We start from the raw sequence: 25,027 nt of genomic DNA, 5'->3' as shown, positions 1-25,027 counted from the left end.
CTGTCGTTTTTCCTTGTGCCTGCTTCAGACTGAAGGCTGATATTTATAAAAAATCATGGCCGAATAAGAGAAGCTTATTGATGTGCCAGCCATTGAATCACGGATGGATATTATAAAAGGGATATCACAATGTTTAATACTAATTCTGATAAATCGAATGATCGAATCCTGACAACTTATGCAAGTCAGAATATCTGGGCTGGCAGCCCATCCAAAGGGGCTGATAGTTCACCCAAAAGGTATCTCGATGATTCTGATCCCAGTGGCGTTTCGACCTGCGAAACGCCTTTAGCCAAGCGTCTCTGCAGTTTATCTGTTTCAGATCAGACACCCCCCAACCGGGAAGAACTGGGGGGTAAGGGGCTGTTTTTGTGGCGCATGAAAACAGCAGATCTGTCTGTTCCGCCATTCAAATGTGTGACATCCCGGGTCATGAATGCACTTGAACAGCACCCTCTTGATACCCATTGTTTAGCCCGCTACCTTCCCATGATTGACTGTGAACTTGAGGCAGAGACAGAGATCAGCCTGACGAGGATCAGGGCACGTCTCAATGCCTTGCCACCTTCAGAGCAGACCAAAAGGAATAGCTGGCTGGCGGGTCTGGCGAAATTTATTGCCAGTGATGATTATTACGAGCAGGTTAAAGATTCTGAAGCGGCCCGACAAATCGGTGATCTGCGCAGTCAGCTGGACAGACTTGCCACATCACGGTCTGTGATTGTTCGCAGTTCCGGCATCAATGAAGATAACTACGGTGATGCCCAGGCGGGTAAATACCTCTCTTTAGTTCAGGGAGAAGAGGATATTTTGCGAACCTGTCTTAAAGTCATGGCTTCAGCTTACCAGCCTGAAGTATGCTCTGAAGGTATACCGCAACCCATGGCGCTGGTCATCCAGCAGTGTATTGATTGCAAATACGGCGGGGTCGTCATGAGCTTTCAGGCCTTTCAGGATGATACTGTCAGGGTTGAGTACACACAGGGCCAGCCCAGAGGCATTGTGGCAGGGCAGTCCGGTAACACGCCACACCGCATTGATATTTATCGCAAGGATCGCAAAGAAGAGGCTGTCAGCTCTCAATACTTTCCCGGAACGCTCTCAAGTCACTTCATCCTGCACAAGAACAATGACGGCTATTCGGAAACAAGAATTGATCATGCTGATGCTCAATCAAACGACGCTGGACAGCAACTCAGTGATGCCATGGTTGCAAAGCTCAGGGAGGTGGTGACAGAGCTGGAAGACCTTCTGCTCTGCCCCGTTGATGTGGAGTTTGCCATTGATCATCAGGATCGCCTGTTCCTGTTGCAGGTGCGCCCTGTTACCCGGCTTTCTGGCGGTATGGATTTTGCCATGCCTATACCCGAACCCGAAGAAATTCTGGCCATTGGCGAGGGTATCAGCGAAGGCTACTGCACCGGACCCCTCTGGCTGGCCAGGGAACGAGACGCAGACTCTATGTCAGAGGGAGCCATTGTCGTGGCACACCACGCTGAAGATTGGATGCTTGAGCCAGAGTTTATCAAGCGGGCAGGGGGTTTTGTCCTTGCCGAAGCAGGATTCAATGATCATGTAGCGATCTTCCTGAAACAAGAAAAAATAACCTTAATGCGTGCTGGTGAAGAGTTTGTGGCATTGGCCGCCCGGGATGGCCAACAGGCGACACTGGCCTGCGCCCGCTTTAAAGATGAGCCAGGAGCCTTCATTGTTGCCGGTGACATTACCGAAAAACTGGCCAGTCTCAGAAGCCTGTCCTCTGCTGTTTCTGATTTACCTTTAACGACAGCCGTCCCGTCACGGGATGATTTGTCCCCATCTGAAGGCACATTCAGCCAGGTCGCCAGGGGGTTTCAGTGGCTCACGGACCAAAATGCCCGGCTGCTGGCATTTTTTGCCCCCGGTGGTGGACTGGATTGTCTGGCAAACCCGATAAAACTGAGCATGTCGCCGCAACGTTCAGAGCTACTGGCGGTGACCCGGGACAATGTAAACCGGCTGGTTCATGGGGCGGAAGCGCTGCTGGATGGGTACAATTCATTCCTGCAGCTGGCGGGTATCAGCGATTTATCCAAGGTGGAGCCATGGCTGGATGAATTACCGCAACTGACCAACCGCTTCAAGGCGCTGAAAGAGACCATTCAGTCAGAGCTGAAAAGTGTCATTCAGCCCGTGCAAGCCCCTGAAGAAGGACAGCTATCATTTCGTCAGTGGGTATTGGCCTGCCGTCAGTTACAATCTTCTCTTCAGGCACTCAACCCCGGGAAGGCTGAGCAGGTTCTGAGTGTCCATGAACTGATTTTTGCCCTGCATCAGCGATTCGTAAAGGCACTGGCACCGGTCGCTCTGGCCTCGGGTCAGGGCAAGATATCCAGGATATGGCCCGTCACTTATGCAGATTGCAGGACTCCGGGAGGCCCGGTTAAAAAGGTACCGCTATTTAGTCGCTCCTGCAAGGCATCCCTCGTTAGGTCAGAGTGTCCGGCGACTGTCATCATTATGGATGATGCTTTGATTGTTAACCTTGAATTAGGACATCACGTGGGCCTTATTGAGCTGCTTGAACACGCAGAGGGGGGGAAAGGACGTACCCTGCGGCTGAAATTTTCTGACCGATTTAAAAGGGCTGATGGCAGTGATGGCCCCGGCAAGTTGAAACGTATGTGGTTTCTGACGCAGTTACTGAAAGCGATCAATCTGGATGAACACGCTGATAGTATGAAGTTCAGTTGTAATGCCGTAGCGGGTGAAATAATTGTCGAATGCTCCCATATGAAATCACGTGAAATCATGCCGGAAGCCTTTATAAAACTGATAACGGCGTTATCTGTCATTAAGAACCTGGATGAGGTCTTAAAGTCAACAGCCATTTTTGAAGGAGTGCAGTGGAGCTTTAACAGCCTTGTACACCACCTTGATAGCGATGTTACGACAGAAGCCTATAGATTCGCCTTTGAACACTGCCTTTTCTTGATTGTTCATTATGCTCAATATTACATTAATCGAGATTGTTTCCGGTTATTAATACAGTTATTAAACAATCATCAAAAAGAGTTTATTCATCATAGTCGAAGGTTCTTTGAATCAATTCACACCCCTCTGGAAGTGTTAATGAGTGATGAGATCGCTGAAGACACCCGCAAGGAACTCTTACAGCATTTTTTATTATTAGAGCCTGATAAGGCTACGCCATTGTTCGAAGATGTGTATGACCTGGGAGATCAGTACTTTGTTGTCAATCCATCCTGCAGTTGTAGCGTGGATTTTGAGGTTCCACCCGCTCATTCGCTAAGGGTTAACAGAGAAAACATCAAGAATGTTTTGCGCAGGCAGGGACTGAAATATGCCAGCCAACGGGTTCGAAATGATAAAGACCTTGTACTAGCAACCATTGCCGTATATCCATACAACCTGAAGTATGTGAGTGAAAGACTGAAGCGTGATAAACAAGTTGTCTTATCCTGTTTTAAAGCTCTCAATCTTTGGAAGACTGAGGAGGTCCGCCGTGTCAATGACCTGATTTTTGAATTGCATGGGTTCTTAATAAAGGCCCGGGTACCGGTTACCCGGGCCTCGGCTCTGAGCGTGCTATCCAGAGACAATAGCTTCATCTATGTTGATTGCACGACTCCGGGTGGCTCGAGTAAAAAGTTAACGATATTGAGTCCGTCCTGCAGAGCATCCCTAAGAGAATCAAGACCTCTTACCGGGACTGTGATCAGTATGGATCATACCTTGATTGTTAACTTTGAGTTATCCGGTTTTGCGGGCTTTATCGAGCTACTTGAAAATGAGGAGGAGGGAGAAGGAGGTACCTTGCGGCTGAAATTCTCTGAAAACTTTTACCGCACTGATGGCAGTGATGCACCCGGCAAGTTAAAACGTATGTGGTTTCTGGTGCAGTTACTGAAAGCGATGGAACTGGATAAAAATGCTGATAGCATGAAGTCTGGTTGCAACGCCGCAGCGGCTGAAGTGATCGTCAAATGTCCGCGAATGACATCACGTCAAGCCATGGAGGGTGCCTTTGTAAAACTCATAACGGCATTGCAGACAGTTAATTGGCTGGATTGGGACTTCTTAAGCTCAAGCGGTATTTTTGAAGGAGATCAGTGGAACTTGAATTTACTTGCCCAACGCCTTGATAGCGATGTTGCGGCAGAAGCCAATAGATTCGCCTTTCAACATTGCCTTTTGTTAATGGCTGATACTTACCGATATGGTATTGATCGCGGTTGCTACCAATTATTAAACAATCATCTAAAACAGTTTATTGATCATTGTCATCGGTTGGTTAAATCGAAGGACAATCTTCGGGAAATGTTCATGAGTGATGAGCTTCCTGAGGACATCCGCAGGGAACTACTGCATCATTTTTTATTGTTACATCCCGGTAAGGCTAATCGATGGGTTGATCTTGTGTATCCCCATTTGAAAGATCATTACTTTGTTATCAAGCCATCCTCCGGTTACAACCTGAACTTTGATTTTTTACCGGTTCAGTCGCTTGGGGATCATAAAGAAAAGCTCAGGAATGTCCTGCTCAAGGATGGACTGAAATATGCCAGCCAACGAATTTGCAACGATAAAGACCTTGTATTGGCAACGGTTGCACTACATCCATACAGTCTGGAATATGTGAGTGAGGAGCTGAAGGGTATTGCAGAGGTCGTCATGCTTGCAATCGCCAGAGATGGTTATCATCTGCAATATGCCAGCCCGACACTTCGGGATGATGAGAAGGTTGTCATAGCCGCTGTTGCAAATTCTTTAGGAGCTCTGCAATATGCCAGTGAAAGAATCCGAAGTGATAGAAATATTATTAAAACCTTAATAACTGTCAATATTAATTGCTTGATGTATGTCGATAAAACGGTATTGCAGGATCATGATTACATGCTGGATTTAATTGAAAAGGATGCTCATGCTTTTACTTTTGTCGCTATCGGGCTCAAACACGATGAGGCCTTTATTGAGGCAGCAAAAAAAAGAAACTCTGAAGTTAGTCAATACCTCATGTAATCTCCGAATATAGTTTTAGCTATTCTGGCAGCGTTAAACAGTGCAAACCGTGTGACAGCTTATTGTTGTTTCGTGGTTCAGGCTACGAGTGAACTTTATAAAAACATTATTGTCGAAAGAAGGGAATTTATTAAGTATCTGACCAACAAATCATGGATAAATATTAACATGAGAGGGATATCTTGATGTTACCCGCTAATAATTTTGACAAATCAGATTCTTACAGGCTGACAGACAGTCCCAATCAGAATAAAGGGGCTGGTAGTCCATCCAACTGGGCTAACAGTTCACCCAAGAGGTATTTCGGTAATCCTGATAGCAGTGGCTTTCACGAGCCAACGTCACTAGCCAAGCGAATATGCCTTCCACCTGTTTCAGATCAGGCTGCTGACAATTATCCGGTTCAACGCGCACAACTTGGTGGCAAGGGAATGTTTTTGCAGCGCATGAAGAAAGCCGGTCTGCCTGTTCCACCCTTCGAATGTGTTACTGCTCAAGTCACGAATGCACTTGAACAACATCCTTTGGATACCCGTCGTTTAGACCGCTGCCTTCCCGGGATCGTGCTTGAACCGGGGTTAGAGACCAGCCTGGCCAACGTCCGGGAATACCTCAATGCCTTGCCGCCTTCAGATCAAGCCAAAAGGAATAGATGGCTGGCGGATCTGGCACAATTTGTTGCCAGTGATGACTACTACGAACAGGTTAAAGATTCTGAGGCGGCCCGACAAATCAGGGATCTGCGCCGTCAGCTCTCCACATCACAGCCGGTGATTGTCCGCAGTTCTGGCATCAATGAAGACAACTACGGCGATGCCCAGGCAGGCAAATACCTCTCTTTAGTCCAGGGAGAAGACGATGTTTTAAGAACCTGCCTTAAGGTCATGGCCTCAGCTTACCGGCCTGCAGTCTGCTCCGAAGGTATACCGCAAACCATGGCGTTGATTATCCAACACTGCGTTGATTGCCGATATGGCGGGGTCGCCATGAGCTTTCAATCTTTTCAGGATGATACCGTCAGGGTTGAGTACACTCCCGGTCAGCCCGGGGGCGTGGTGGCAGGACAGTCTGGTAACAAACCCCACCGCATTGATATTTCTCGTATAGAAAGACCTGACAACTCTCTATTTTCTCAATACTTTCCCGGAACGGTCTCAAGTCAATTCATCCTGCAGAAGAACAAAAAAAACAACGGCTATTCGGAAACAAGACTTGATGATGCGAATCCCCTGACCGGCGGTGGCGGTCAGCGACTCAGTGATGACCAGGTTTCAGCACTCAGAGAGATGGTGATACAGCTGGAAGACCTATTACTCTGCCCCGTGGATGTGGAATTTGCCATCGATCATCAGGATCGCCTGTTTCTGTTGCAGGTGCGCCCCATAACCCGACTCTCCGGGGGCATGGATTTTGCCATGTCCAGACCCGGATCGAAAGAGACCCTGGCTATTGGCAAAGGCGTTAGCGAAGGCTATTGCACCGGACCCATCTGGTTGGCCAAAAAAAGAGAGGCAGACTCTATGCCGGAGGGAGCCATTGTTGTGGCCCGACATGCTGAAGAATGGATGCTTGAGCCTGGGTTCCTCAGGCGGGCAGGAGGGTTTGCCTTTGATCAAGGAGGGTTCAATGATCATGTGGCGATTCTCATGAAACAGGAGGAAAAAACCTTGATGCTGGCCGAGGGGCAGTATCCGGCCTTAGCCGCTCTGCATGGCCGACAGGTGACACTGGCCAGCGCCCGTTTTAATGGTATACCCTCTGCCTTCATTGCTGCCGGTGACCTTACCAGAAAACTGGCCAGTCACAGAAGCCTGTCCTGTGGTATTTCTGATGTGCCGTTAACAAAAGCTGTCCCGTCACGGGATGATTTATCCCCCCCAGAGGGCACATTCCGACTGGTCGCCAGCGGCTTTCAATGGCTCGCGGATCAAAATGCCCGGCTGCTGGCATTTTTTGCCTCCGGCGGCGGTCTGGATTGTCTGGCAAACCCGGTAAAACTAAGCATTTCGCCTCAACGATCAAAGCTACTGGCAGAGACCGTAGACAACGTAAACCGGCTGATTCACGGGGCTGAAGCCCTGTTGGAGGGCTACCGGGCCTTCTTGCTGCTGGCGGGAAACAGCGATTCAGAAGAGGTCCAGTCATTGCTGGATGAATTGATGCAATTGACCTCCCGGTTCGTGACGTTGAAACAGACTATCCAATCCGGGTTAGAGAGTATCACTCGTCACCAGCAGACCGGTGAAGAGCGTCAATTGTCGTTTATTAAGTGGGTGGCCGACTGCTATCAGCTAAAATCCTTTCTTCAAGCACTCAATCCCGGGAAGGCTGAACAGGTTCTGAGTGTTCATGAGCTGATTTTTGCCCTGCATCAGCGTTTCGTAAAGGCGCTGGCACCGGTCACTCTGGCCTCGGGTCATGGTAGGGTTTCTGAGGAAAAACGCGTCACCTATGTTGATTGTACGACTCCGGGTGACTCAGGTGAAAAGGCATCGCTATTGAGTCCGTCCTGTAAAACATCGATCAAAAAATTAGAGTACTCAGGGACTGTCGTCAGTATGGATGACGCTTTGATTGTTAACCTGGAGCTCGGAAGTCATATCTGTGTTATCGAACTACTTGAAAACGCAGAGGGGGGGAAAGGACGAACCTTGCGGCTGAAATTTTCCGACCAGTTTCGGAGCACTGATGGCAGTGATAAGCGTGGTAAGTTAATGCGTATGTGGTTTTTAGTGCAGTTACTGAAAGTGATTAAACTGGATAAACAAGCTGATAGTATGAAGCTGAGTTGCAGTGCCGTAACGAGTGAAATGATCGTCGAATATCCCCAAATGAAGTCACGTGAAATCCTGCAGGAAGCCTTTGAAAAACTGACGATTGTGTTAGATGCTATGTGCGATCTCGATTTACTCTTTAGCGACAACGACATTTTTGAAGAATATCATTGGGACTTTAACATGCTTGCACAACGCCTTAATCCCGATGTTGCGACAGAAGCGGACAGATTCACCTTTCAACATTGTCTTTTCTCAATGTTTTATCTGGGGGATGAACGCATTAGTCCCGATTGCTGCCAGTTATTAAGCAACCACCTTCAACAGTTTGTTCATTATGCTGAGCGGTTAGGCGAGTGTCAGTCGTTAGTATTTCTCAGGCAAAAACCGGAACACAGTCTGCGGGAAATATTAATGAGTAATGAGATGAGTGAGAGCATCCGCAGGGAACTCTTACATCATTATTTATTGTTAGATCCTCATTACTCTATTCGGCTGGTTGAGGATTTTTATCCCCATTTGAGAGGTCAATACTTCGTTATCAAACCATCACGTGATTACACGCTGACGCTTGATGTTCCGCCGAGTCAGTCGCTTTTGGATATTAAAGAAAAGATCAGGAAAACCATGGTGAAGGGTGGGCTGAAATATGTCAGCCAACGGGTTCGGAATGATCAAGAGCTTGTATTAGAAGTCATTGCAGTAAAACCATTGCACCTGAAATATGTCAGTGAAGAACTGAAGTGTGATAAAGGTGTCGTCATGGCCGCAGTCACTCAGGATGGCTATTGTCTGAGTTATGCCAGCCAGCAACTTCAGGATGATGATGAGGTTGTCATGGCCGCCATGGCTGAGTATCCGCGCGCTCTTCAGTATGCCAGTGAAAGAATCCGAAGTGATAAAAGCATTATTTAAAAGTCAATTGATCGCAGTATTGTTTCCTTACAATATGCCGGTGAAACGGTATTGAATGATCACGAGTATATGCTCTAATTAATTGCAAGGAGGCCACGTGCTTTTACATATGCGGCTCCCGGGCTCAAACATGATCAGTTTTTATCGATTCAGCCATTCTAAGAAACCCCGAAGTCCATAAATATGTCAGGGAGTTTTTGAATAAGCTCTGATCGACTCTGACAACAATGGGCTAGCAGCCTGTCGGACTTAAGGCTGTCCTACTGCGGTTGCAATAAATTGGTCTAAAAATTCCTGCTTCTTCGTCAAATAGCTCGCTATTCTCCTCAGAAGCAGAAATTTTTATCCTCAATTTCTTGCAATCCTCGCTACGGACGCTTAAGTCCGACAGGCTGCTAGTGCAAACCGTGTTGCCAGCTTATTGCTGTTCTTTCTATTGCGTTCTTCAGGCTGACGAGTGAACTTTATAAAAACATCATGGTCAAAAGACAGCAGTTTATTGACGACCTGCTGGCCGGTCGATCATTAAAAACTCAGGCACCAGCTATTCAATCGTGGATGAATACTAAAGTTAGAGAGATATCTTGATGTTACCTACTCGGTCTGAAAAATTGGATTATCAACCCCGGACCATTCATTTGGATAAGAATACCGGGGCTGACCTTTCACCCAAAAGGTATTTGAGTTGTCTTGAAACCAGTGGCTTTTCAAACGATCCAAGGCTACTGGCCAAGCGCAGCTGCCGTTTAAACTCTCCCCCCATCCGGGAACAACTTGGGGGCAAGGGGATGTTTTTGCGGCGCATGCAGGCATCAGGACTGCCTGTCCCACCGTTCCAATGTGTAACAGCTCAGGTAATGCATGATCTTGAACAACACCCTCTGGATATTCGTTGTTTAGCCCCCTATCTCCCCGAGGTTGCCACTGGGTCAGCGGCAGAGAGCAGCCTGACGAACATTCGGGAATATCTGAATACATTGCCTCCTTCAGAGCAAAGCGAAAAGGGTAAATGGTTGGCAGGTATCGCGCAATTTGTTGCCAGTAGTGACTTTTACGAACAGGTTAAAGAGTCTGAAGCGGCCCGACTCATCAGGGGGCTGCGCTGTCAGCTGGACGAAATGACCAGATCACAGCCAGTGATTGTCCGCAGTTCTGGTATCAATGAAGATAACTACGGTGATGCCCAGGCAGGCAAATACCTCTCTGTAGTTCAGGAAGAAGACGATGTTTTGCTGACCTGCCTTAAGGTCATGGCCTCAGGTTATCGGCCTGAAGTCTGTCCAGGAGTGATACCGCCCCCCATGGCGCTGATCATTCAGCAGTGCATTGACTGCCAATACGGTGGGGTCGTCATGAGCTTTCAGTCTTTTCAGGATGATACCATCAGGGTTGAGTACACACCCGGTCAGCCCAGAGGCGTAGTGGCAGGACAGTCCGGCAACACGCCCCACCGCATCGATATTTCTCGCAAAGAAGGAACTGACAGCTCTCAATACTTTCCCGGGACGCTTTCAAGCCGCTTCATCCTTTACAAAAACAAGGGTAATAACGGTTATTCGGAAACAAGAATCCATGATGCGGATTCTCCATCAGACGACGGCGGGCAGCGACTCAGTGATGAGACGGTTTCAGCACTCAGGAAGAGGGTGACTGAGCTGGAAGACCTGTTACTCTGCCCCGTGGATGTTGAGTTTGCTATCGATCATCAGGGTCGCCTGTTCCTGCTGCAGGTGCGCCCTGTAACCAGACTCTCTGGCGGCATGGATTTTGCCATGTTTATACCCGAAGAGACTCTTGCCATTGGTGAGGGGATCAGTGAAGGCTATTGCACCGGATCCATCTGGTTGGCCAAAAATCGAGAAGCAGGCAGTATGCCAGAGGGTGCCATTGTCTTGGCTCACCACGTTGAAGAGTGGATGCTTGAGCCTGAGTTCCTGAGGTGGGCAGGAGGTTTTGTCCTGGCCGAAGCAGGATTTAATGATCATGCCGCGATCCTGATGAGACAGGAAGAAAAAACCCTGATGCTGGCCGGTGAACAGTTTGCGGCCTTGGCCACTCAGGATGGCCAACAGGCAACACTGGCCTGCGCCCGCTTCAACGGTAAGCCCGGTGCCTTTATTGTTGCCGGTGATCTTACCGGGAAACTGGTCAGGCACATAAGCCTGTCTTCTGCGGTTTCTGATGTTCCGTTAGCTAAAGCCCTCCCGTCACGGGATGATTTGTCTCCCCCTGAAGCCACATTCCATCACGTCGCCAGTGGTTTTCAATGGCTCACCGATCAAAATGCCCGTCTGTTGGCACTTTTTGGCCCCGGCGGTGGACTGGATTGTCTGGCAAACCCGATAAAACTGAGCATGTCATCACAACGATCAAAGCTACTGGCTGGGATCGAGGATAGCGTTAATCTTCTGATTTATGGGGCTCAGGCAATGTTGGAGGGTTACCTGGCCTTCTTGCGGCTGGCGAGCAGAAGGCGTTCACCCCAGGTCAAGCTATTTCGAAGAGAATTACCAGTACTGAACAACCGGCTAGAGATGCTGAAAGAAACCGTACGATCCGGGTTAGAAAGTATCATTCTGCCAATGCAGACCGCTGAAAAAGGGCTGATATTTCAGGGAGCGTTCTGTCAGTGGGTGACCGCCTGCCATCAGTTACAATCCTCTCTTCAGGCACTCCACTTCCGTGAGGCTGAGCAGGTCCGTAGTGTTCATGACTTGATTTTTGCCCTGCATAAGCGTTTTGTGGAGGCACTGGCACCGGTCACTCTGGCCTCGGGTCAGGGGCAGTTTTTTCAGGAAAAGAAGATCACCTACGTTGATTGCACGACCCCGGGTGCTAAGGGTGAAAAAGCATCACTATTGACGCCATCCGGCAAAGCATGCATGCAAGCATTAGAGCTCTCAGGGACTGTCGTCAGTATGGATGATGCCTTGATGGTTAACCTGGAATTGGGCAATCACGTTGGCCTCGTCGAATTACTTGAACAGGCAGAGGGGGGTAAAGAACGAACCTTACGACTAAAATTTTCTGACCAGTTTGATCAACCTTATGGCATTCATAAAGACGGCAAGTCAAAGCGTATGTGGTTTCTGGTGCAATTACTGAAAGCGATCGAACTGGATGAAAATGCGGATAGCATGAAGGTACGTTGCAACGCTGCAGCCGGTCAAATTATCGTCGAATGCTCCCGAATGAAATCAAGTCCACACATGCAGGATGCCTTTGAAAAACTGATGATTGTGTTAGAGACTATCTGTGATCTTGATATCTTCTTTGAGAACGCAGACATTTTTGAAGAATCTCATTGGGATTTTAACTTGCTTGAACAACGTCTTAATCCCGATGTTGTGACAGATGCTGATAGATTCACCTTTCAGCATTGTCTTTTCTCAATGTTTTATCTGAGGGATTACCGTATTAGTCCCGCATGCTGCCAGTTATTAAGTAGCCATCTTCAACAGTTTGTTTTTTACGCTGAGCGGTTAGGGGAGTGTCGGTCTTCAGTATATTTCAGGGAAAAACCGGAGGTTAGTCTGCGGGAAATGTTAATGAGTGAAGAGATGAATGAGAGCATTCGCAAGGAGCTCTTACATCATTTTTTATTGGCAGATCCCAATTACTCTATTCCACCGTTTGAGGATTTTTATCTCCATTTGAAAGGTCAATACTTCATTATCAAACCATCACGTGATTACACACTGACGTTTGATATTCCACCGGCTCAGTCGTTTTCGGATATTAAAGAAAAGGTCAGGAAAGCCTTGGTGAAGGACGGGCTGAATTATGTCAGTCAACAGGTTCGAAATGATAAAGAGCTTGTATTAGAAGCCATTGCAGCACATCCAATTGATCTGAAATATGTAGGTCAAGAACTCAAGGGTGATAAAGATGTCATCATAGCCGCAGTCACTCGGCGTAGCCGTTCTATGCAAGACGTCAGCCCGGAAATTCCGGATTATGATGAGGTTGTCACTGCCGTTATCGCGAAGCGCCCAAAAGCTCTGAAGTATGCTAGTGAAAGAATCCGAGGCGACAAAAACATTATTAAAAGTTTGATGAATCATAGTATTGTTTACTTAGGATACGCCAGTAAAACGTTGTTTAATGATCGCGAATATATGCTGGACTTGATTGAACATAATGCTCGTGCTTTCGAGTTTTCTTCTCCCCGCCTTAAAAATAATGAGGCTTTTGTCGATTCGGCAATCCTCAGAAATTACGCAGTTTGTCAATATTTAATGTAATCTGCGAATCAGGTCGGATTTATTCTGACAACGTCGATCAGTATAAACATTGTCGCATTTCCTGACTTCTACCGGTGATTTCATTTCTTCAGCTGTTTTTCGCGGATAATGGCCGACTCCATCGTTTAATGTTACTCAAAGTAAACCAGCATGTGAATGTTATATTCTGCTATAAAACCGGGCTGAAACAGTTTGGGTGTTTTCCCTGCTTTTTGTCATAAAAGGCCTGAATTTCAGCCAGATCTTTTTTCATGCTGCATCCGGGCTTGATGGTGGGGCCAAAGCCGGCTTTTTTCTTCCGGAAGTCCATATAGGCCAGAATGATTGGCACTTCTGCCCCTCTGGCAATGTGATAAAAACCGGTTCTCCAGCGATCACCTTTAGAGCGAGTGCCTTCAGGACAAATGATCAGACCCAGTTGTTTGTTGCCTTTAAAACAGCAGATACTCTGATCTACCAGACTGCCCCTTCGGTCCCGGTCAACCGGTATCCCTCCCAGCCAGCGCATCACAGAACCTAGAGGTCTCCGGAAAAGGCTGGATTTACCCAGCCAGTGTGCTTCTATCCCGTGGCTCAGGCCAACGGCCATACCGATAAAAAAGTCCCATTTACTGGTATGGGGGGCGGCCACCAGAATGTAGCGGGGTACTCGGGGCTGGTTACCTTCGACCTTCCAGCCGGAAATCAACAGGCACATTTTGGCCAGAGCCTTTAACAGATAACTGATGATCGGCGTATTAAACACCGTTAAGCGCATATTCAAGCCTTAATCTTTTGACCGTGAGCGCGCCCAAACCGATTGCCAGGCTGGTTGAGACGCTTCTTTTGACATCAGACCCCGAGAGGGCATATAAACGGAGTGCGATTTGACGATTTTATCAACTGATTGAAAATACGTAGATATTCGGGGTTGCGCTTTATCTTTTTGGGTGAATGGGCAGTGTAAGAAATGGGGCTGTATAAAAAAACAGTAAAAAATCATTGTTTCCTATTTCTCCTATCGTTAGTCTTAACAGGCTGGTGCAATAATTTCCGCTAAATTTTCCAATCACACTATGCCGGAACCGAATGAATCCGTTCAGAGAAAAATTCTCCATGTTGATGCAGATGCCTTCTACTGTTCTGTAGAGGAGAGGGATGATCCTGCTTTAACAGGCAAAGCCTTTGCTGTGGGGGGGAAGGCCGAGCGTCGGGGAGTGATAGCCACATGCAGTTATGAAGCTCGCAAGTCGGGCGTGCATTCTGCTATGGCCTCTTATCGAGCACTCAGACTCTGCCCTGAGTTGATTATTTTGCCCGCCCGGTTTGATGTCTATAAAGCCGCCTCAAGGCAAATGCATGCCATTTTTCATCGTTACACTGAGATGATTGAACCCCTGTCGCTGGATGAGGCCTATCTGGATGTTTCCCAATCCAGTCAATGTCGAGGCAGTGGCACACTTATGGCCCGGGAAATCATGCAGTCTGTCTGTGAAGAGGTGGGCATCAATGTTTCTGTTGGTGTGGCCCCTAACAAATTTCTGGCCAAGGTGGCATCGGACTGGAACAAGCCAAACGGTCTTTGTGTGATCACGCCCGATCAGGTCCGGGATTTTGTTTTTGAATTGCCCGTTGAGAAGATACACGGTGTGGGTAAGGTGACTGCTCAAAAGCTCCATAACAAAGGGATTATGACCTGTGGCATGTTGCGGCAATACTCTCCGGTTGAGTTATGTCGTTGGTTTGGCAGTTTTGGCGAACGCCTCTGGGAGCTGTCCAGAGGTGTGGATGATCGTGCGCTGGAGCTGGATAGAAGGCGGAAGTCGTTATCTGTTGAACATACTTTTGATGAAGATTTGCACGATGAGCAGTCAATACTGACTCAGGTTAAACCCCTGATCGAGGATCTGTCGCAACGTTTTCAGGCAATCAGGAATGAATATTCGGTCACCAAGCGGTTTGTAAAAGTAAAGTTCAATGATTTCACCCAGACGACACTTGAGGAAATGATAGAGTGGGATGATCAAACACCGGAAGCACACTTTCAGTCATTAGTGATTCGAGCCTGGCAGAGGGGAAATAAGCCTGTACGTCTACTCGGGGTGGGAGTAAGGCTGCTGGACTTGAGAACCTCCGGGCAGATGCAGCAGTTAGAGCTGTTTGAACGCAGGGGCAGAAGGATATAATATGACACCCCTTAACATGTCATTTCAGATAAGGTCCTATGGAGCTGAATCTAACAACTCCCGCTTTGCTGTTTCCGGCTATTTCTCTGTTATTTCTTTCCTATACCAACAAGTTTCTGGCTCTGGCTTCATTGATCAGAAACCTTCACGGTGAGTTTAAGAAGCATCCCGACAACCCTCACATCAAAGGCCAGATGGAAAACCTTAGACGACGAATGATACTCATCAAGCACATGCAGGGGGCTGGTATTGTCAGCTTTATCTGCTGTGTTTTGGTTATGTTTCTTCTTCATCTGGGTCAATATCAGGTGGGTTTCATCATTTTTGGCATCAGCTTGTTGGCTTTACTGATTTCCCTGATCATCTGTCTGGCTGAGATTAAAATTTCAATTGATGCTCTGGAGCTTCAGGTGAGTGAGATGGAAGATTGAGCAGTTGTATCACTGCTCTTTCAATGATTCTTCTTTCAAACACCCATCCTTCAAGCACCCATTTTTCAACAACAACTGCCCTGCCAATCCTGAAACCAGACAGTAGGCGACAAACAAATAAAATCCACAATGCAGCTCTGCCTGAAAGCTCAACAGAGCGCTTTCTGAAGTATTGGCATTGGCGGCCAGCATGGCGACTATAACCCCCATTGCGAACACATCCGCCATAGACCATTTACCGAGCACAGCATTTACTTTAAGTGCGACCCTTCGTGATGAGGGATGACAGGACGCCAGCAAAAGTAAACTTTTAATGGCAGGGATCAGGACACTGAAGGTCAGGATCAGAATGGCTACAAACTTGTAGCCAAAATTCCAGAGGTCACTGGCAGTGCCGAGAATGCTTCGGGTTTTGTCATAAATCCGGCTCTGGCCATCCATCTTCAGATTAGAGAGAAACTGGTTGGCCATGGCCAGCAGGGCAGGGTGAATGGACTGTTGTTCCATAATTTTCTGACCTTCTATGACCAAGACCTGTTGGCTCATATCTGCCTGAAGCGTGATCAGGGGTTGGGTGATTCCCGGAACCAATAGACCTAATGAAACGATTAAAACAATAAGAGGGGCAGCAATACCGGAAATTCGGGACTCAGTCATTTTTTTTGTGTCTTCAGGAAACAGTGGTATAGCCACTAAAGTAGTTGAGAAATCTGCAAAGAACAATGACAGAGCGGCCTCCCTGCTGTCAGCACCATAAAGCTCACTAATTTGCAATACCCTCTCTACCTTGGAGGCTCAGGCTGATTCCAGGTGATCAACGATCAACTGCAGGCTCTGCTGGCCTCGAAATTCGTTGATGTCCAGTTTATAAACCACATTAACTGTTTTTATGTTCTGGTTTGGCCATTGACCGGGGTCAATGTTAAAGGCAATGGCATCGACATAATATTCTGAGGAAGGCAGCTTAAGCACCATCTTCAGATGTTTTTGGCCTACCAGTCTCTGCTGAATGATCTGAAAGCGACCGTCGAAGGAAGGCTCCGGAAAATTCTGTCCCCATGGCCCACTATCTCGTAACAGTTGAGCTGTATCCATAGTCAGTTCAGAGGCACCCAGTTCACCATCGGTATGGATTTCTGCTTCAAGCTGCTCAGAAGAGAGCTCCTGCTTAACAATACGGTCAAAGGCCGCTGAGAATGCTTCAAAATCTTCTTTATAAATGCTCAGACCTGCCGCCATGGCATGGCCGCCGAATTTGATGATCAGCCCCGGGTTTTCCCGGGCAACACTGTCCAGAGCATCACGCATGTGCAGACCTTTTATGGACCTTGCTGAACCTTTGATTTCGCCATTATCGGCTTCTGCAAAGGCAATCACCGGGCGGTGCAATTTCTCTTTCACCCTTGAGGCCAGAATCCCTACGACACCCTGATGCCAGCCTTCCCGAAAAAGACTGACGCCCCAGGGTAAGTCGGAATGCTTATCCAGTTCCAAACTGGACAGGTGGCTCATGGCCTCGACTTGCATTCCCGCTTCAATCTCTTTTCTGTCCCGGTTGAGGCCATCCAGCTCAGCGGCCAGTTCCCGTGCCGTTTCGATGCGCTCTGTCAGTAATAATTCAATACCGGTGGACATATCATCCAGACGTCCTGCTGCATTCAGGCGAGGTCCCAGGGCAAACCCCAGGTCGGAAGAGGTCAGGCGGGACTGCTGTCGGCCTGAGATCTCAATCAGTGCCTGAATCCCCGGACGACAATGTCCTGCACGAATTCTTGCCAGACCCTGATAGGCCAGAATGCGGTTGTTGGCGTCCAGACTGACAACGTCAGCAATCGTTCCCAATGCAACGAGATCCAGTAACTGAAAAGGGTTGAACTCGGTTTTTCCTTCAAACCAGCCCCGTCTGCGCAACTCGGTTCTCAGGGCGCAGATAACGTAAAAAATAATGCCCACCCCGGCGGTGTTTTTACCGTTGAAAGGACAGTCTGGCTGATTGGGGTTGACGATGGCGTCTGCTTCTGGAATCTGTTCGCCGGCCAGATGGTGATCCGTAACGATGACTTTCCAGCCTTGGGATTTTGCTGCTGCTACGCCGTCTACGCTGGAGATACCATTGTCGACGGTGACCAGAACGTCTGGCTGGTATTGTCTGGCGACCTGAACAATCTCCGGTGTCAGGCCATAACCGTACTCAAAACGGTTAGGCACCAGGTAATCTGCTATTCCGCCCATCTGCCTTAAGGCCAGAACACCCAGTGCACTGCTGGTGGCTCCGTCGCAATCAAAGTCTCCGACGATTAAAACACGCTGCTGCTTACAGACAGCGTCGGCCAGAAGACTGGCTGCTTTTTCGATGTCCTTGAGACTTTTATAGCTCTGAAGACCCTTTAGCTGGCGGCTGATTTCTGAAGGGTGATTGATGCCCCGGGCACTGTATATACGGGCGAGAAGGGGGTGGATGCCATCAGTTAATGGGTAGGGGTTGCTGGTGCGTCTAATGATCTGAAGCGGCATGACAGTTCTGGATTATCTGCAGTAAAAAAGTATCGACTTACTCTATCACAGAGAGGAACGGAGCACAGGATCGTTATTGCGGTAAATGAGAGCAGGCAGCAACATGGGATACGCTGCCTGCGCAAAGATTTATCGAGTCAGATGACTCTGAATATAACTTTTCACAGTGTTCAGGTCGTTATCCAGCACCTCATAACGCTCTTCACGCTCTGGAAGGTCCCTCAGGTGATGAGGCAGTACCGGAGCATCAAGACCGGCTTTTTCAATGGCTTCGGGGAACTTCACCGGGTGAGCTGTTGCCAGAACAACATTGGGAATACGGCTGTCTGTGTCAACTTCTTCCAGCGCTCTGATACCGATAACGGTATGAGGGTCGGCTAAATATTCAGTGCGATCAAACAGGTCTTTGATGGCATCGCAGGTGTCCTGATCAGCACTACGACTGCTGTCGAATAACTCCCGGATCTTCTGCCAGCGCTGTTGTGAAACTACCAGCTTGCCAGTTTTTTCGAAGTCTGCCATCTGTTTGGCAAGGGCATTGCCATCCCGATCCTGAAGGTCGAACAGCAGGCGTTCAAAGTTGCTTGAGACCATGATATCCATGCTAGGCGACAGGGTGTGTTCCAGGCCTTGCCTGCTATAGTCGTTGCTCTGGAAAAAGCGGTGCAGAATGTCGTTACGGTTGGTGGCAACAATCAGTTTATTGACTGGCAGTCCCATACCACGGGCAATATAACCCGCGTAGATGTCACCGAAGTTGCCGGTGGGTACCGAAAAGGAAACTTCTCTGTCCGGGCCACCCAACTCCAGCGCTGCATGGAAGTAGTAAACCACCTGAGCCATGATGCGGGCCCAGTTGATAGAGTTGACAGCCACCAGGCGAGTCTTTTTTCCGGACGAGTTTTTTTCTGATGAATCTGGCAGGAAAGATTGATCGGCAAAGCACTGTTTGACCATGGCCTGACAATCATCAAAGTTACCCTGAACAGCGATGTTGTTAACGTTGCTATCTAAAACAGTAGTCATTTGTCGTCTCTGGACTTCAGAGACTCTCTGGTAGGGATGCAGGATAAAAATATCCAGTGCTTCACTGTGTCGACAACCTTCAATAGCTGCTGAGCCAGTGTCACCGGAGGTGGCGCCGAGAACAACAGCTCGTTCACCTCTCTCGGTGAGAGTGTAGTCCAGTAATCGGCCCAGCAGCTGCAGGGCAAAATCTTTAAAAGCCAGGGTCGGGCCATGGAACAGTTCCATAACCCACTGGTGACTTTTCAGTTGAATTAACGGTGCAACCGCTTCATGGGCAAACGTTGCATAGCTGTCGTCTATCATTTCCTTCAGTTTGTCGTCAGGAATCTCACCCGCCACAAATGGTTTGATGACTTCAAAGGCCAGTTCGTTGTAGGGCAGGCCTCTTAGTGAGCGAATTTTGTCTTGATCAAACTGGGGCAGTTCGGCAGGGATATACAAGCCACCGTCTTCGGCCAGCCCGGCCAGAAGTACTTCCTGAAAACTTTTTTCTCCACCCTGTCCCCGGGTACTGATGTATTTCACGGTCTATTCCATCTATTGTTTGTGAGTTCATGGCTGTTATGCCATGAAGAGTAAGACTTCAGCCTCACTCTTTTGCATAAACCCTGGGGTTTATACGCTCAGGAATTCAATCTGAATCTGTCTGACAAATGACAGTTTTCAGGCCATTGTCTCAACACGAATGCGTGTAACAGGGGCCTGGATATCGATCAGGTCTTCAATTTCAACAATGGCTTTATCCAGTGCCGACTCTTTGATGGTTTGAGTCAGGATGACAATATCAGCGAAGCCATCGCTTTCACGGATCGCTTTTTGGGTGATGGCGTCAATATTGATCCCGTGGTCACTGAAAATTTGGGTAATGGCATTCATGACACCTGGGTGGTCGTCAGCATGGATGCGCAGGTAGTTGGGGCTCAGAGTTTCACCAATGGACAGAACCGGAGTGCTTTTTAACGCCTCTTCAGAAAAGCCCAGCGGGTTAGGGGTTGCTTCGGGCGCTGCTAATGCTCTGGCAATGTCCATGATGTCAGCAACAACGGAAGAGGCTGTCGGTTCGGCACCAGCACCGGGCCCTACCATCATGGTTTCACCGATGGCATCAGCATTGATTACAACAGAGTTCAATACTCCGTTGATATTGGCTAGTGGACGGGAAGCGGGAATCAAGGTCGGGTGAACCCTGAGTTCAACGCCTTCAATACTCTGTCGGGCAATGCCCAGATGTTTGATTCTATAGCCCAGCTCTTGCGCATATTGAATATCTGCCGGGGTTACGCGGCTGATACCTTCTGTATAGGCACGCTCAAAGTTCAGGGGAATACCAAAGGCTATTGAAGCCATTATGGTGAGTTTATGGCAGGCATCAATACCCTCTACATCAAAGGTGGGGTCCGCTTCTGCATATCCCAGCGCCTGGGCTTCAGCAAGTACTTCTTCAAATGAACGATTCTTGTCGCCCATTTCAGTTAGAATAAAATTACCTGTTCCATTGATAATGCCCGCCAGCCAGTTAATCCGGTTGCCTGCCAGACCCTCTCTCAGGCACTTAATGACCGGGATTCCACCTGCCACTGCCGCTTCATAGGCAACCACGACATTTTTTTCACGGGCAGCCTGAAAAATCTCATTGCCATGTTCGGCTATCAGGGCTTTGTTGGCCGTGACAACGTGCTTGCCGTGTTGGATCGCTGTGAGAATGAGTTCCTTGGCAACGTCGTATCCGCCAATGGTTTCAACCAGAATGTCCACTTCAGGATTACGGGCGACATCAAAAATGTCACGGGTAACCCGGGTGGTCGAGGTATCAGCAGCGGGGTTGTCCCGACGGGCACCAATCTGCTCTACAGTGATGGGTCTGCCAGTTCGTGCAGCAATGTTAATGGCATTGCGTGTCAGTACATTAAACGTACCGCTGCCGACGGTACCCAGGCCACATATTCCTACTTTGACCGGTTTCAAACTGTTATCCCCCGTGAGCTGATCTCAACTCACTGTCTGTGTCGACGGCTTTCAGAAACAGAAAGCACTCTGGTTTTTATCAATGGATCGGGGATTATAGCCACAAACCGGCCTTGAGAGCGATAGTCTGCCTGAACTGTTTGGGGCTTTTCGCCATTATTGTCGACGGTCGGAAGCTATGTGTCAGAGCATTAGAAATGCTCAGCCATAACGGTACTGCAGTCCTGAACGATAGCACTAGCAAGGTTCTTTCTTGACAGTCTGGAAGCCTCTTTCCGGTTTTCTTTTAACTAAACTCGCGAAATTCTCCATCCATAGCCCCTCGTTGGGAGCGCAGTGACCTTTAAAAGTTTGGATGGAGATTGGATGGAGCCGTATGGTTGTTCGCTGATCTTATGCTGAGTGGAAACGGGTAATACGGAGCAGGTCCATACCCTGCTGTTCTCTATTTTTTGGAATCAGAAGCTTCAGCGGCAGGGGCGGGTTCAACAGCGGGGGGAGGTGTGATTCCCATCATTCTGGCAATCCCTGCGGCTGGGCGGTAGCCGGGTATGGCTTTGCCGCTCTCAAGGAATAGAGCGGGAGTTCCACTTACGCCAAGAGTCAGGCCCAGCTTTAATTGCTCATCAACCAGAACTTCGCATTGGTTTTTTTCTTTGTCCTCTTTGGAGGCATGGCTGGAAATGTCTTTGCCGTTTTTCAGCTCTGAAAGGGCTTGTTTTCGATCGGGTGAGCACCAGGCTTCCACCATTTTGGCGTAGGCAGGGGATTTTACGCCGCCTCTGGGGAAGGCCAGATAACGGACTTCTATGCCCATGTTATTGAGTTCTGGCAGTTCCTGATGGAGCTTGCGGCAGTAGCCACAGTCCACATCTGTAAAGGCATAAATAACGCCTTTGGTCTCTCCCTCGGGTGAAAAGACAACCTGATCTTCTTTATTCAGCGTTTTCAATTGATCGGCCACGGCTTTATTACGGATCTCTTCAGTCAAGTTGATGATCTGGCCATCTCTGATTTCCAGCATGTCGCCACGCAGTAGCAGTTTGCCGGTTTTATTGGTATAGATCACACTGCCGCCTTTCAGAAATACCTTGAATACGCCTTCCCAATCACTTTTTTCAATACTTGTAATAGGAATGTTGGGGTCCAGAGCTTTCAGTTCGTCGGCAATGGTACTTTGGACCTCTTCAGTGGCTTGATCTGCTGCTTGTGCAGTAGGCAAAAAGTTTGCCATCGCCAAACTGGCAGTGAAAATCAGGGTACATAGACGCATGAGTCATCCTCTTGGGTATTGTTTTTTTCTTGAACGGCAGTGTGTAGCAAGTCAGGCAGCTACTGCCAATAAGATCGTAGATTCTGGAGCAGAAGTTTAGACTCTATATCGTGTTTGTCAGTTTAATCTGCCGTCGATGATAAAATTCAGTTTGCCCGGAGATTGAGCGTTAATTGTCAGAGGGAGCGAATTTAATGGCTCAATGCCTTTTCGGCTTTGCTCTTCAGGTTATCAGGCTGAAGGGAGCCGTAGTAGGCGGCAACATCGATAATGTCCTGTTCAGAGAGTTGGCCGGCTGTGGCCTGCATATAGGCATCCGCCTGGCCAGTTGCTCGCCATTGAGCAGGTCTGGTTTTAGCGAGTTTTCTGCCTGAGCTGGCATTGCTGATAGTAATTCACCTACTATGGCTGCAACGGGTATAGCAATAGATTTCAACATGTTGGGTCCTTACTTTCTGGGTGGAGGCATTGAGGCTGGGTCAAGGGGTAGTCTTCGAAAAGTCTTCATATCAATATCTGAAACACCATAGTGGGTGCTGAGATAGTCCAGGATCGGCTCCCAGGTTTCAGAAAGATCCCAGAGTCCCTGGGTATCTATCATCCACTGCAGGGTCTCACGCCAGGCATTTTTGTCGCCACTATGCTGACTGACAATAAGACTGCTATGGCAGGCGTTGCACTGGGCGTTAACCATCTCCCAGCCCGGAGCCATTTTCAGTCCGGATTTGGGGTCAATGGGGTATTCTTTTTTTGGCGCTTCATCAGATGCGGCCGTAGCTGCTCCGGAAAATAACGCAGAGACCAGCAATATTCTGAGATGCCTGAAGCCCGACATCAGGCAACCCTCACTGCAATCCGGTGGCAGCCATTAAAGAGATAGCCCTTTGGGTTCCACTGGGGTTGCACCACAGGCTGGGAATCCCCTTTACTGTCGGTGGCTTTGGCCCAGATTTCATAGTAACCCTGCCTTGGCAGATTCAGATTGATACGCCACTGTTGCCAGGCCCCCTTGTTGACTGGTTGTCTCAATTCGGCTTCATGCCAGCGAGTACCATAGTCATAACTTACTTCAACTTTGACGACTTCTCGCAAACCAGCCCAGGCGTGACCCCTGACTTCCTGAGTTTTACCCAATGGCAGTTCAACCCCGGTCTGCGGGAATGTGATCAAGGACTTGACGATCATTTCTTCAATGATTTCAAAGTCCTCATTGGGCACTTTCTCTCCGGGTGCTATAGGATACTTGGGCACCTGGTAGGCAGGCGCTTCCATTTTGGTGCCATCATGAACCTTGTTTCGAATGCTAATGCCGGTGGCCGCCTTCTGGGATACGGAGGCCGGACGGCCAGCAAAGACAATACGCAGAGGGTAGCCATGGCGAAATGGAATATCATCACCGTTCATGGCCCAGGCGACCAGAGCGTTATCATTCATAGCTGCTTCAATAGGAACACCGCGGGAAATGGCAGGGCCTTTGCCGCTCAAATGTTTATCAATGCCGTGGTGACCGATGTAAACTGCGTCCTCTTTCACTCCGCAGTCTTTTAGTACGTCGCTAAGCAGGACACCGGTCCATTCTGAGCAGTAAACAGCTGCGTTATTCCATTGGTTACCTTTGGTGCCGGGGAAAAAGTTTTTACGGCTGTTGCCGCCACATTCCAGAACCAGATTCTGTGTGCGGTGTTTGAACTTGCTCTTGAGCTCATTGATGGTGTATGTCCTGGATTTGACGACTGATTCGCCGTCGACAGTAAGAGTCCAGGTCTTCGGGTCTATCTTGTCAAAATCCGGCATCGAACCATTCCAGCGTACGAATGATACGTTTGCCGGTGTGATGGCCGGGTCCAGCAGGTGTTCAGCGGGATGGGCATTCAATGGGTTGGTGTTCAGGATCGTGTAATAATCAGGCAGATCTTCTGCCTTGGTCCATTTCATTGTGGAGATATCAACAGGTTTCAGACCTGAAGGGCGTTTTTCAGCAAATACCCATCTTACAGGCAAGATAGAAGCAGCGGATGCGGTCAGTGCATGCTGCAGAAAATTTCTTCTGTTCATTATTTGGTATCCGGTTAACCTTTTGGCATGCAGCCGTTTTGTTCAGATTGCAGAGGTTGTACATAAGCTCAAGGCTGTATGCCGACTCACGGTTTTTTGCCTTCATAGAAAAAGTCAGCAAGGCGCAACATGTCTTCTTCGCTGAGCAGCTGGGCAACTTTGGTCATGGTGATGTCCTGTCGTTTTCCACTTTTGAAAGCTCTTAATTGAGTTATGAGGTAATCTCGATTCTGCCACTTGAGATTCGGGATGGTATTGAACTCATTACTGCCATCCTGACCATGACAGGCACGACACATATTAGCTAACTTTTCATATTTGTCGGACGCCTGAGCTGTTGATATGACGGCAGAAGGGAAAAGCGACAGTGCTATAAAAAGTGCTACAACTGCCCAGGGTCCCGGATAGAGCCTGATGGGGTCCGGTAAGTTCAAAATGCAAGCCTTTTCAATGTTTTCAGATATTAACCCTTACTGTTTAATCAAAAGGCTGATGTCTTTTGATTGTTATAAAAAGCAGCTGCTTTTTAAATGCTTGAAATCTTTTGGTATTTCAGATCTGATGTGGCTGGTATCAGTTTTTCCATTGTTAATCTGGATTTTTGTGCCGAGTTTATAAATGAAAATGTATGTATGTATCG

15 protein-coding genes are annotated in these 25,027 nt (G+C 48.3%); 5 read left to right on the top strand and 10 right to left on the bottom strand.

Going from position 1 to position 25,027, the window contains the following annotated elements; all coding sequences use genetic code 11:
- Window positions 1-129: 129 nt before the first annotated feature.
- The 3 genes from KBW69_RS09895 (at window position 130) to KBW69_RS09885 (ending at window position 12,955) form a co-directional block, all read left to right on the top strand.
- The gene (locus tag KBW69_RS09895) at window positions 130-5,022 is read left to right on the top strand and encodes a DUF4116 domain-containing protein (protein ID WP_257280744.1); all 4,893 of its coding nucleotides are present in this window, start codon (window positions 130-132) and stop codon (window positions 5,020-5,022) included.
- Between the two features lie 185 nt (window positions 5,023-5,207).
- Entirely contained in the window at window positions 5,208-8,711 is a 3,504-nt protein-coding gene (locus KBW69_RS09890; protein WP_257280766.1) for a PEP/pyruvate-binding domain-containing protein, read from the top strand.
- A 587-nt stretch (window positions 8,712-9,298) separates the two neighbouring features.
- Window positions 9,299-12,955 (top strand): PEP/pyruvate-binding domain-containing protein, encoded by a 3,657-nt coding sequence (locus tag KBW69_RS09885; protein WP_257280743.1) that lies wholly within the window; start codon window positions 9,299-9,301, stop codon window positions 12,953-12,955.
- A gap of 169 nt (window positions 12,956-13,124) precedes the next feature.
- Here the strand turns inward: KBW69_RS09885 and KBW69_RS09880 are convergent, their stop codons facing one another.
- On the bottom strand, window positions 13,125-13,712 hold the full coding sequence (locus KBW69_RS09880) for a lysophospholipid acyltransferase family protein (RefSeq protein WP_257280742.1): 588 nt from the start codon (window positions 13,710-13,712) through the stop codon (window positions 13,125-13,127).
- Between the two features lie 298 nt (window positions 13,713-14,010).
- On the opposite strand from KBW69_RS09880, the gene dinB reads away from it, so the two are divergent.
- Window positions 14,011-15,120 (top strand): DNA polymerase IV, encoded by a 1,110-nt coding sequence (gene dinB, locus KBW69_RS09875; RefSeq protein ID WP_257280741.1) that lies wholly within the window; start codon window positions 14,011-14,013, stop codon window positions 15,118-15,120.
- A 38-nt stretch (window positions 15,121-15,158) separates the two neighbouring features.
- Window positions 15,159-15,551, top strand: a complete 393-nt coding sequence (locus KBW69_RS09870) for a DUF2721 domain-containing protein (protein ID WP_257280740.1) — start codon at window positions 15,159-15,161, stop codon at window positions 15,549-15,551.
- Window positions 15,552-15,560: 9 nt separating this feature from the next.
- Here KBW69_RS09870 and KBW69_RS09865 read toward each other — a convergent pair whose 3' ends face one another.
- The 9 genes from KBW69_RS09865 to KBW69_RS09825 all read right to left on the bottom strand — a co-directional run bounded on the left by KBW69_RS09865 (window position 15,561) and on the right by KBW69_RS09825 (window position 24,821).
- The gene (locus KBW69_RS09865; RefSeq protein WP_257280739.1) at window positions 15,561-16,325 is read right to left on the bottom strand and encodes a paraquat-inducible protein A; all 765 of its coding nucleotides are present in this window, start codon (window positions 16,323-16,325) and stop codon (window positions 15,561-15,563) included.
- A 21-nt stretch (window positions 16,326-16,346) separates the two neighbouring features.
- Window positions 16,347-18,065: a single-stranded-DNA-specific exonuclease RecJ gene (recJ, locus tag KBW69_RS09860; protein ID WP_257280738.1), complete on the bottom strand. Its 1,719-nt coding sequence runs from the start codon at window positions 18,063-18,065 to the stop codon at window positions 16,347-16,349.
- A gap of 129 nt (window positions 18,066-18,194) precedes the next feature.
- Window positions 18,195-19,619: a threonine synthase gene (gene thrC, locus KBW69_RS09855; protein ID WP_257280737.1), complete on the bottom strand. Its 1,425-nt coding sequence runs from the start codon at window positions 19,617-19,619 to the stop codon at window positions 18,195-18,197.
- A gap of 138 nt (window positions 19,620-19,757) precedes the next feature.
- Window positions 19,758-21,059 (bottom strand): homoserine dehydrogenase, encoded by a 1,302-nt coding sequence (locus tag KBW69_RS09850; protein ID WP_257280736.1) that lies wholly within the window; start codon window positions 21,057-21,059, stop codon window positions 19,758-19,760.
- Window positions 21,060-21,504: 445 nt separating this feature from the next.
- Window positions 21,505-22,332, bottom strand: coding sequence for a DsbC family protein (locus KBW69_RS09845; RefSeq protein ID WP_257280734.1), 828 nt, complete (start codon window positions 22,330-22,332; stop codon window positions 21,505-21,507).
- A gap of 223 nt (window positions 22,333-22,555) precedes the next feature.
- Window positions 22,556-22,771 carry a hypothetical protein gene (locus tag KBW69_RS09840; protein ID WP_257280733.1) on the bottom strand — a complete coding sequence of 72 codons (216 nt, stop codon included), beginning with the start codon at window positions 22,769-22,771 and terminating at the stop codon, window positions 22,556-22,558.
- A gap of 9 nt (window positions 22,772-22,780) precedes the next feature.
- Window positions 22,781-23,167: a hypothetical protein gene (locus KBW69_RS09835; protein ID WP_257280732.1), complete on the bottom strand. Its 387-nt coding sequence runs from the start codon at window positions 23,165-23,167 to the stop codon at window positions 22,781-22,783.
- Window positions 23,167-24,387, bottom strand: coding sequence for a sulfite oxidase (locus KBW69_RS09830; protein WP_257280731.1), 1,221 nt, complete (start codon window positions 24,385-24,387; stop codon window positions 23,167-23,169). Before KBW69_RS09830 ends, KBW69_RS09835 begins: the two co-directional genes overlap by 1 nt.
- A gap of 86 nt (window positions 24,388-24,473) precedes the next feature.
- Complete coding sequence (locus tag KBW69_RS09825; protein WP_257280730.1) at window positions 24,474-24,821, bottom strand: hypothetical protein; 348 nt, start codon at window positions 24,819-24,821, stop codon at window positions 24,474-24,476.
- Window positions 24,822-25,027: the final 206 nt, after the last annotated feature.

This window comes from Endozoicomonas sp. ISHI1 (assembly GCF_024606225.1).
In the GTDB taxonomy this organism is placed as follows: Bacteria; Pseudomonadota; Gammaproteobacteria; order Pseudomonadales; family Endozoicomonadaceae; genus Endozoicomonas_A.
The sequence above is the reverse complement of the archived record's forward strand: the minus strand, read 5'-3'. Positions and strand labels throughout refer to the sequence as shown.

Bases quoted from the DNA above. Each gene is read 5' to 3' on its own strand.
- KBW69_RS09895 (WP_257280744.1), top strand. From the start codon at position 130: ATGTTTAATACTAATTCTGATAAATCGAATGATCGAATCCTGACAACT.
- KBW69_RS09890 (WP_257280766.1), top strand. From the start codon at position 5,208: ATGTTACCCGCTAATAATTTTGACAAATCAGATTCTTACAGGCTGACA.
- KBW69_RS09885 (WP_257280743.1), top strand. From the start codon at position 9,299: ATGTTACCTACTCGGTCTGAAAAATTGGATTATCAACCCCGGACCATT.
- KBW69_RS09880 (WP_257280742.1), bottom strand. From the start codon at position 13,712: ATGCGCTTAACGGTGTTTAATACGCCGATCATCAGTTATCTGTTAAAG.
- dinB (WP_257280741.1), top strand. From the start codon at position 14,011: ATGCCGGAACCGAATGAATCCGTTCAGAGAAAAATTCTCCATGTTGAT.
- KBW69_RS09870 (WP_257280740.1), top strand. From the start codon at position 15,159: ATGGAGCTGAATCTAACAACTCCCGCTTTGCTGTTTCCGGCTATTTCT.
- recJ (WP_257280738.1), bottom strand. From the start codon at position 18,065: ATGCCGCTTCAGATCATTAGACGCACCAGCAACCCCTACCCATTAACT.
- KBW69_RS09845 (WP_257280734.1), bottom strand. From the start codon at position 22,332: ATGCGTCTATGTACCCTGATTTTCACTGCCAGTTTGGCGATGGCAAAC.
- KBW69_RS09840 (WP_257280733.1), bottom strand. From the start codon at position 22,771: ATGTTGAAATCTATTGCTATACCCGTTGCAGCCATAGTAGGTGAATTA.
- KBW69_RS09835 (WP_257280732.1), bottom strand. From the start codon at position 23,167: ATGTCGGGCTTCAGGCATCTCAGAATATTGCTGGTCTCTGCGTTATTT.
- KBW69_RS09830 (WP_257280731.1), bottom strand. From the start codon at position 24,387: ATGAACAGAAGAAATTTTCTGCAGCATGCACTGACCGCATCCGCTGCT.